This window comes from Mycobacterium sp., assembly GCF_032159565.1.
Lineage (GTDB): Bacteria > Actinomycetota > Actinomycetes > Mycobacteriales > Mycobacteriaceae > Mycobacterium.
On the sequence record NZ_JAVHWR010000044.1, the window covers coordinates 1 to 7,270 of the forward strand.

Annotated in this window: 6 protein-coding genes; 1 reads left to right on the plus strand and 5 read right to left on the minus strand. The window is 62.2% G+C overall.

Annotated elements, in window-relative coordinates; genetic code table 11:
- Positions 1–178: 178 nt before the first annotated feature.
- On the minus strand, positions 179–1,189 hold the full coding sequence (locus QOC76_RS05860) for a zinc-dependent alcohol dehydrogenase family protein (RefSeq protein WP_526355140.1): 1,011 nt from the start codon (positions 1,187–1,189) through the stop codon (positions 179–181).
- 1,024 nt (positions 1,190–2,213) lie between these two features.
- Between QOC76_RS05860 and QOC76_RS05865 the strand changes: the two genes are divergently transcribed.
- Positions 2,214–3,374, plus strand: a complete 1,161-nt coding sequence (locus QOC76_RS05865) for an acyl-CoA dehydrogenase family protein (protein WP_526355142.1) — start codon at positions 2,214–2,216, stop codon at positions 3,372–3,374.
- Between the two features lie 45 nt (positions 3,375–3,419).
- Here QOC76_RS05865 and QOC76_RS05870 read toward each other — a convergent pair whose 3' ends face one another.
- The 4 genes from QOC76_RS05870 to QOC76_RS05885 are packed head-to-tail and all read right to left on the minus strand — an operon-like array spanning position 3,420 to position 7,243.
- Entirely contained in the window at positions 3,420–5,207 is a 1,788-nt protein-coding gene (locus QOC76_RS05870) for a fatty acyl-AMP ligase (RefSeq protein WP_526355144.1), read from the minus strand.
- On the minus strand, positions 5,204–5,515 hold the full coding sequence (locus tag QOC76_RS05875; RefSeq protein WP_526355146.1) for an acyl carrier protein: 312 nt from the start codon (positions 5,513–5,515) through the stop codon (positions 5,204–5,206). The genes QOC76_RS05870 and QOC76_RS05875 overlap by 4 nt, the downstream gene beginning before the upstream one ends.
- A 49-nt stretch (positions 5,516–5,564) precedes the next feature.
- Positions 5,565–6,593: a 3-oxoacyl-ACP synthase III family protein gene (locus QOC76_RS05880; protein WP_526355148.1), complete on the minus strand. Its 1,029-nt coding sequence runs from the start codon at positions 6,591–6,593 to the stop codon at positions 5,565–5,567.
- 2 nt (positions 6,594–6,595) lie between these two features.
- Complete coding sequence (locus QOC76_RS05885; RefSeq protein ID WP_526355150.1) at positions 6,596–7,243, minus strand: SRPBCC family protein; 648 nt, start codon at positions 7,241–7,243, stop codon at positions 6,596–6,598.
- Positions 7,244–7,270 lie beyond the last annotated feature (27 nt).

The following is a 7,270-nucleotide window of genomic DNA, read 5'->3' on the forward strand; positions in this document are numbered from 1 at the left end:
GTGATCTCTATCTACGCCGCACCAGGCTCACCGTCCCCGGCTCCGACACTCAGGTGTTCATATACCACCCCCAGCCGGACAGTGATTCAGCCGAAGCACTCACGGCACTCGCAGCCTCATAACCCGAAACGCACAAACCTCGATTCGCATCGCGGGCAGGGCATGGGCCGTATTTTCACTACGGTTCGAACACCAGCAGCGGTTTGCCGCCGTGGTCCGCAGCCTCGGCCAAATAGACGGCTTCGCTGAACTTTTCGACGGGAATCGGCTGGCCCTCCGGCACGCGCAACGCACCGGTGTCGGCGAGCTGAACTGTCCGGTCGATGGCTGCGGCCATCCGATCCTTCGGAGTCGCGCTGAACCAGCGGAACAGCCAGAACCCCCGAACGGTCTTTGTTTCGTAGATGAGTGAACGCGAGAAGATCGGGATGGTGAGTTTGTCGGGATCGGTTTGGCGGTGCGTGGACAGCGCACCATAGACGACCAGCTCACCGTGCGGTGCCAGCGCACGCGACACGTCGGCACCGACCTGACCGCTGACACAATCGATCGCCTTGGACACGCCGTCGTGGCCAGCGATGTCGGCCACCCGTTCGCGCAGGTCTTCATCCTCGGTGCAGATCACCGCGGTGCCCCCCAAAGCGAGGAGGTCCTCGACAGCTGATCGACGGCGGACCACGTTGAGGGTCTTGAAGCCGACGTGCGCCCCGAGTTGGATGACCGACTGGCCCACGATTGAACCGGCCGCGGTCTGCAGGAGCCATTCACCGGGTCGGAGATCGAGTTCATCACCGGTCAAGATGACGGCGGTGAGCGGATTGCTGAGAAGCTGGGCGGCCGTGGAATCGCTCATGCTGGCCGGAACAGGCAGGACCCGCCCCGTATCGGCGACGACATAGTCCTGCCACGTGCCCGTCACGCCGATCGTCATGACGCGTTGCCCGACGGTCAGACCGTCTGTGCCGCTGCCGAGTCCGTCGATCACACCGACGGATTCGATCCCGGGTACGGTGGGGAACTCCGGGGTGAATCCGTATCGGCCGCGGATGGTATGCAGATCGCTGGCCTCGACTGGTGCAGCTGCCACTCGGATCCGGACCTGGCCGGGACCCGGCTCCGGAATCGGACGGTTCTGCACGTGCAGAACCTCGGACGGTTCGCCCAGCGTGTCAGCGACGACAGACCGCATCGTTTGCATCTTTTTGACGCTCCTTCGGTCGATCCAGCGCTCACAGTGATCGGTGTGCATTCCGTAGGACCGGCCCTGGCGGCAATGATTCCGATCTGCGTGGCCAATTGCAGCCGTACTAGTCTCATGCTGCCACTGCGGCGGGTTTTACGGTCCAGTCTCGCCCGGCGGCGGACACACGATGCACACGCTTCAGGTGCGAAGAGGAACTGCACTCACATTGAGAAGCAGGGACGGCAGGTTGTCATCCTTGGCAACAATGTTGACGGTGGCGCGCGGGTTGTGTGGGACAACGACTTCGAGGCAGCATGGGCCGGGCGTGCACCGCTGACACGCCGAACTGGAAGTCGTGAAGCTCGTGAGCCAGGCCTCGGCAACAAGGAAGTCGCCGCGCGGTTGTTCGTCTCGCCGCGCGCAGTGCAAGCCCATCTCACCCACGTGTAAGAGACCGCGCGCCATGCATAGCACCTTCAGTCCAGAGTGGTTGACAGTGCAAGCGCTAAGGGACGTCGGCCCCTTAGGCCGAGTCCTCCCGGAAGGCCGCATACTCCAGCAAACATCACCGACCTTCTGACGCGCGATAGTGTTTGCGCCGACGTTGTCATAATTGCCACAACTACGTGCGCTTGCGGGAGTTGACGGGCGCCTCGAGACGATTACCTCAGGTCAGGGTCGGTCGCGAGTCATTGCAAGCGGACAAAATCAACCTCGGTCCGACGAGTACCGCGTTCGCGGGCTCGGCTTCATTCCGTCTGGGTCAGATCAGCGAACACCATATGATTCGCCAAGTTAGGCTTGGTTTGGTCCAGGTGGTGTGGCCGATCGGCTCGACCGCACAGGTCGCTGGTACAAAGTAGCGGTGTCGGACGGGTCATCGAAACAACTGTTCACGCAGGTATATTTACCTACTTAAATACAAGAAAATCCGTTCAAAAATGTCCGAAACTGTGAAACAGCCAGTCGTCAGCGTTAAGAGCGTTAAAATTTGCTGGTCTGAAGGAAGCTACGCGGGAGGGTCACCGCCATGAGCAACGCCGTGATGTATGAGCGCACGCTATTCGAGCCGGAGCACGAGCTGTTTCGCGAGTCCTACCGAACGTTCCTGCAACGCCATGTCGCCCCGTACCACGCGCAGTGGGAAGAGGACAAGATCGTCGATCGCGGAGTGTGGCTGGAGGCCGGCAAGCTGGGCTTTTTGGGCACCGCGGTTCCTGAGGAATTCGGTGGCGGGGGCAATCCCGACTTCCGGTTCAACGTCGTCGTCACCGAGGAAACCACAGCGGGCAGCTACAGCGGGATCGGCTTCGCGCTGCACAACGATATCGTCGCGCCCTATCTGATGCGGTTGTGCACCGAGGAGCAAAAGCACCGTTGGCTGCCGAAATTCTGCTCGGGCGAGATGATCACCGCAATCGCGATGACCGAACCCGGCGCAGGAAGCGATCTGCTCGGCATCAACACGAGGGCGGTTGCCGACGGTGACGGCTGGGTGCTCAACGGTGCAAAGACGTTCATCACCAATGGGATTCACGCCGATCTGGTGATCGTGGTCGCGCAGACAAGCCGCGAAAAGAGCCCGCTGGGATTCTCCTTGCTCGTTGTAGAGCGGGGCATGGAGGGATTCGAGCGCGGTCGCAAGCTGGACAAGATCGGGATGGTGGCACAGGACACCGCGGAGTTGTCATTCGAGGATGTGCGGGTGCCGCGGGAGAACTTGCTCGGAAAGGTCGGCAAAGGTTTCTTCTACCTGATGCAGAACCTTCCGCAAGAGCGGCTCTCGATTGCCCTGATGTCGGCGGCTGCGATGGAGTCGTCACTGAAGTGGACGCTGGATTACACCAGCCAGCGCAAGGCTTTTGGCCAATCCATCGGCAGCTTCCAGTACAACCGCATCCTGCTCGCCGAATTGGCGACGGAGGCGACCGTGGTGCGAGTCCTGATCGACGAGTTCATCCGATTGCACCTCGAGGAGAAGCTCACCGCTGAACAGGCTGCAATGGCCAAGTGGTACGCGACCGAGTCATACGTCCGGCTGGTCGACCGCTGTGTGCAACTGCACGGCGGCTATGGATACATGCGCGAATACCCGATTGCGCGAGCGTACCTCGACGCTCGCGTACAGACGATCTACGGCGGCACAACGGAGATCATGAAGGAAATCATCGGAAACCGCCTCGGCGTTTAGCGGCGAGGCGGAGACAAAAGTGCGTGCCTCAGGCGTGGCCGCCGATCAACTCCGTTCGAGTTGATCGACGGCTGGGCTGGCGGCGTTGGACCGCACGAGCGCAGCGCGCGCATGGGAGAGTTGGCCCTTGGCCGCGTACCACATCAGCCGCACCGGAGAGACCTTCTTCGGCGGAGCGAGCGTGCCTTCCAGCCATTGTGTGCGCGCCTCGCGGCGGCGCATTTTTCCACTGGAGGTCCGGGGTAATGTACCCGGCACCAGCAGCTCGACATGGGCGGGCAGAATGCTGGTGCGCTCGACAACACGTGACGACACATCGCTCGCCAAGGTCGGCGGGGCGTCGCGCGTGGTTTCTACGAGCATCGCCAACGCCTCTTCCTCTTCCCCTTCAGGGACGAAGCCCACGGCGACGGCGCATCCCGTCCGCACGCCAGGCAACCCCTCCAGCGCCGCCTCGAAATCCTGTGGGACGTGGTTGGCGCCGCGGATGATCACCGTGTCCTTGCTCCGGCCGCAGACGAAAAGTTCACCGTCGTGGACGAAGCCGAGGTCTCCGGTGTCGAGCCATCCGTCCTGCAGTGTTTCATCCGTCAGATCTTTGCGACGGTAGTAACCGGCCATGACGCTGGGGCTATTGACGAAAATGCGGCCGCTGTGGTCAGGGGGCACGGGCTGTGACTGGTCGTCGCGGATCTCGACCTCGACTCCCGCCAACGGAACGCCTACGCTCACCAGCTCTTTACTGCCCGGCTCGACGACACCCTTCGAAGCCAGAGTGTCATTTTCTATCGCAAGGGTTTTGAACCTCGTGCCGGCAGGTTTGAAGGCCACGGCCAGTGAGGCCTCGGCCATTCCGTAACACGGTGTCAGAGTCGACGCGTCGAAGCCCCACCGTTCGAACCGCTCGCTGAATTGCCGCTGCATCGCGGCGCTGACCGCCTCCGCGCCATTCAGGCACAACCGCCACGATGACAGGTCAACGCCGTCGAGTTCATCGTCGGTGATCCGGTTGACACACAAGCCGAATGCGAAGTTGGGCGCAGTCGAGATGGTGCCGCGGTGTCGTGAGACTGCCCGTAGCCATGATCCGGGTCTGGAAACGAACAATTCTGGCGGAAGCAGCACCAGCGGGGCCGGTATATAGAACGCCGACAGCAGATTCCCGATCAATCCCATGTCGTGATACAGCGGCAGCCAGGAGACGCCCACCGGAACGGGCGTTCCCGCGCCTGCGAGATAGTTTCCGATCGTGGCGAGGTTGTACAGCAGGTTCTCATGCGTAAGCGCGACCGGTTTCGGATCATGCGTTGTGCCAGAGGAGAATTGGATGAAGGCGATGTCGTCAGGACCAAGGCCGACCTCCACCGCGTCCGCGATGCCCAGGTCGGACGCGGTCACACAGCCCAGCCGCGGGGCCGCCTTCTCCACCGCCACCCCGAGGAAACGGCGAATACGCTGGTCGGTCACCACCAAGGCGGCGTCCACCGCCGTGAGCATCGCCGCCGTTTTGCGGTGATACTCGTCAAACTTGCCAAGCCGCACCGGCGGGTACAGCGGCACGGGAATAGCGCCCGCCAACATCACTCCGAAAAAGCACTCGACGAACGCGGGACAGGTCGGCAATACCAGCGCCACGCAATCGCCCTTCCGCACACCGCGTGCGGAGAGATCGGCGGCGATAGACAACGCCTTCTCCCGTACCCCGGTCATCGGGACTTCTCGATCTTCCTCGTTGGCGTTGACGAAGGTCAGACTCGTCGCGGTTCCCGCTGCGGCGGCCAGGGCCTCGGGGAGCGTCTCGTACTTCGGCCGGATCGCGGACGGGCCTTTCATGGTTGCTTCTCGATACGACGCTGTACAAGGCGCGCAAGATCGGCCAGAGTGCGTAACTCGTCGCCGTCGTCGGCATCCAGTTCGATGCCGTAGCGCGACTCGATCCTCAAGACGAGGGACATGACTTTGAGCGAATCAAGTCCTCCGTCCTGCAAACCCGAATCAACTGTGAGATTCACGCCTGGCGATTCGGCCTTGATCATATCGATCAGATCCTGAATTACCGCATTCAACTTCTCGTTCTGCTCAGTTGTAGACGTCATGGAAATGCTTCCCCCTAGCGTTGGTGCCGATGCGCGGACGCGCATTGACCGATGCTGAATTGCTGTGTGCTGCCGAGGTATTGGCGCGCGGAACTCATGGCCTCCCGCCCCATTGGATGGCGGCGGCACCAGCGAAGTCGCCTGCGTTCGCGAATCCAGCCATCATCACGATGTCACCCGCTTTGAGTTGTCCGTCATCGATGGCCGACTCCAGGCTGACGGGTATACCGACGCCGAAGAGGTTGCCGCACTGCTGGAATGTGTCCCGATGGCGTTCGCGAGGAAGCTCCAGCGCCTCGGCCCAGTTGCGCAACAGCAGCCGGTTCGGCTGGTTGGTGACCAGCAGGTCCAGGTCCCCGGGTTTCACTCCGATCCGGTCACACACTGCGTGCACGACTTCGGGCACCATCCGGTTCCCGCGGGAAAGCACTTTCATGATCTTGCCCTCGTTGAAGCCGACGTGGCCCTCACCGGGCCCGGCCTCCCACCACCGGCGCGGCGGCTCGGTTTCCAGGGTCATGTCGACAGCGTTCTGCCCGTAGAAACGGGCTTCGACATCGAGCACCGGAGATGTGTCGGACAACGTGAGCAGGCCAACACCTGCGCCGTCACCGGGGACGGACGCTTGCGCGAGTTTGCGAACCTGCTCCTGCTCGAAGATCTTTCCTGCGGCGGTCGCCGCGCAGGCGATCATCGCAGTACTTCCGGCGCCGGACTGCAGCAGCCTGCGGGCCAGGTTGACCATGTAGATGAACGAGGCACAGCCGCTGTTGTGCACGTCGATGATGACCTGGGGATTCATGCCGAGTCGGCTGGCCACTTCGCCGCCCGCTCCGACGATGGGCAGGTCGGGCATCTGAGAGTGGGTCAGCAGCACGTCGACGTCGGCAAGCACCTCGGCGCCGTGACGATCAGCCAGTCCCGAAGCGGCCCGCTCCATCATGTCGACGTTGGACTCATCGATCGCCGTGTGATGCCGATACTCCGGCGGGCTGAACATCGGGTTGTCGCGCATATCGGTGTCAGCGTCCGACTGATCCGTGTACCACTCTGCCGGAACGCGGTTCTGCGGCAGGTAGGTGGAAACGTCGATCAGGCTGACCGTCGGTGTCGTGGACTTCATCATCAGACGCCGCTCTTCTCGGTGTTGTTCACGTCGGATTCCCGCATCCAGTCCGGGGTGATGGGTAGGCCGTTGTGGTGGCGGTATTCGGCGATGGCTTTGAGGTTTTTGAGTTCGAGTTCGTGGCCTGCGCCGAACATCTCCCAGAAGTCGCCGACCCATACCGGGCGGGCCGGCGGCGCGGCTTCGGGGTAGGGGTTGTGGTCATAGAACGGGTGATGGCAGTTGGTCCACAACACCACCGAACCGGGCTTGTTGAGCACCACCTGGGCGTCCACCACCCGCATCAGGTAGATCATCCACAAGTGGGTGCCCTGGTCCCAGGCGCAGTGGTAGTCCACCGTGCGGGCCTCTTTGTTGGCCACCGTGCGGGTGTAGATCTCGGTTTCTGAGCCCAGCCGGTCATAGGCCAGCCACAACCCGGGTTCCTCGGTGGGAACGAACCCGCGCAGGCTGTAGGTCCACTCCTCCAGGCTGCGGGTATCGGCCAGGTACTCATAGAGGTCATCAGGCGGGCAGTCGATGTAGCCGTTGACCGTGCAGTACGGGCCGAACACCTGCTCATGCGGATACACCGACCGCATCATGTCCAAGATGACCGGCGTGGCCTTCTCCCGCGGCGAGGTCTCAATCCGAATCACACCCTCGATCGGATCGTTGCTGGATTCGCGAGCCGC

Bases quoted from the DNA above. Each gene is read 5' to 3' on its own strand.
- QOC76_RS05860 (WP_526355140.1), bottom strand. From the start codon at position 1,189: ATGCGGTCTGTCGTCGCTGACACGCTGGGCGAACCGTCCGAGGTTCTG.
- QOC76_RS05865 (WP_526355142.1), top strand. From the start codon at position 2,214: ATGAGCAACGCCGTGATGTATGAGCGCACGCTATTCGAGCCGGAGCAC.
- QOC76_RS05870 (WP_526355144.1), bottom strand. From the start codon at position 5,207: ATGAAAGGCCCGTCCGCGATCCGGCCGAAGTACGAGACGCTCCCCGAG.
- QOC76_RS05875 (WP_526355146.1), bottom strand. From the start codon at position 5,515: ATGCGCGTCCGCGCATCGGCACCAACGCTAGGGGGAAGCATTTCCATG.
- QOC76_RS05880 (WP_526355148.1), bottom strand. From the start codon at position 6,593: ATGAAGTCCACGACACCGACGGTCAGCCTGATCGACGTTTCCACCTAC.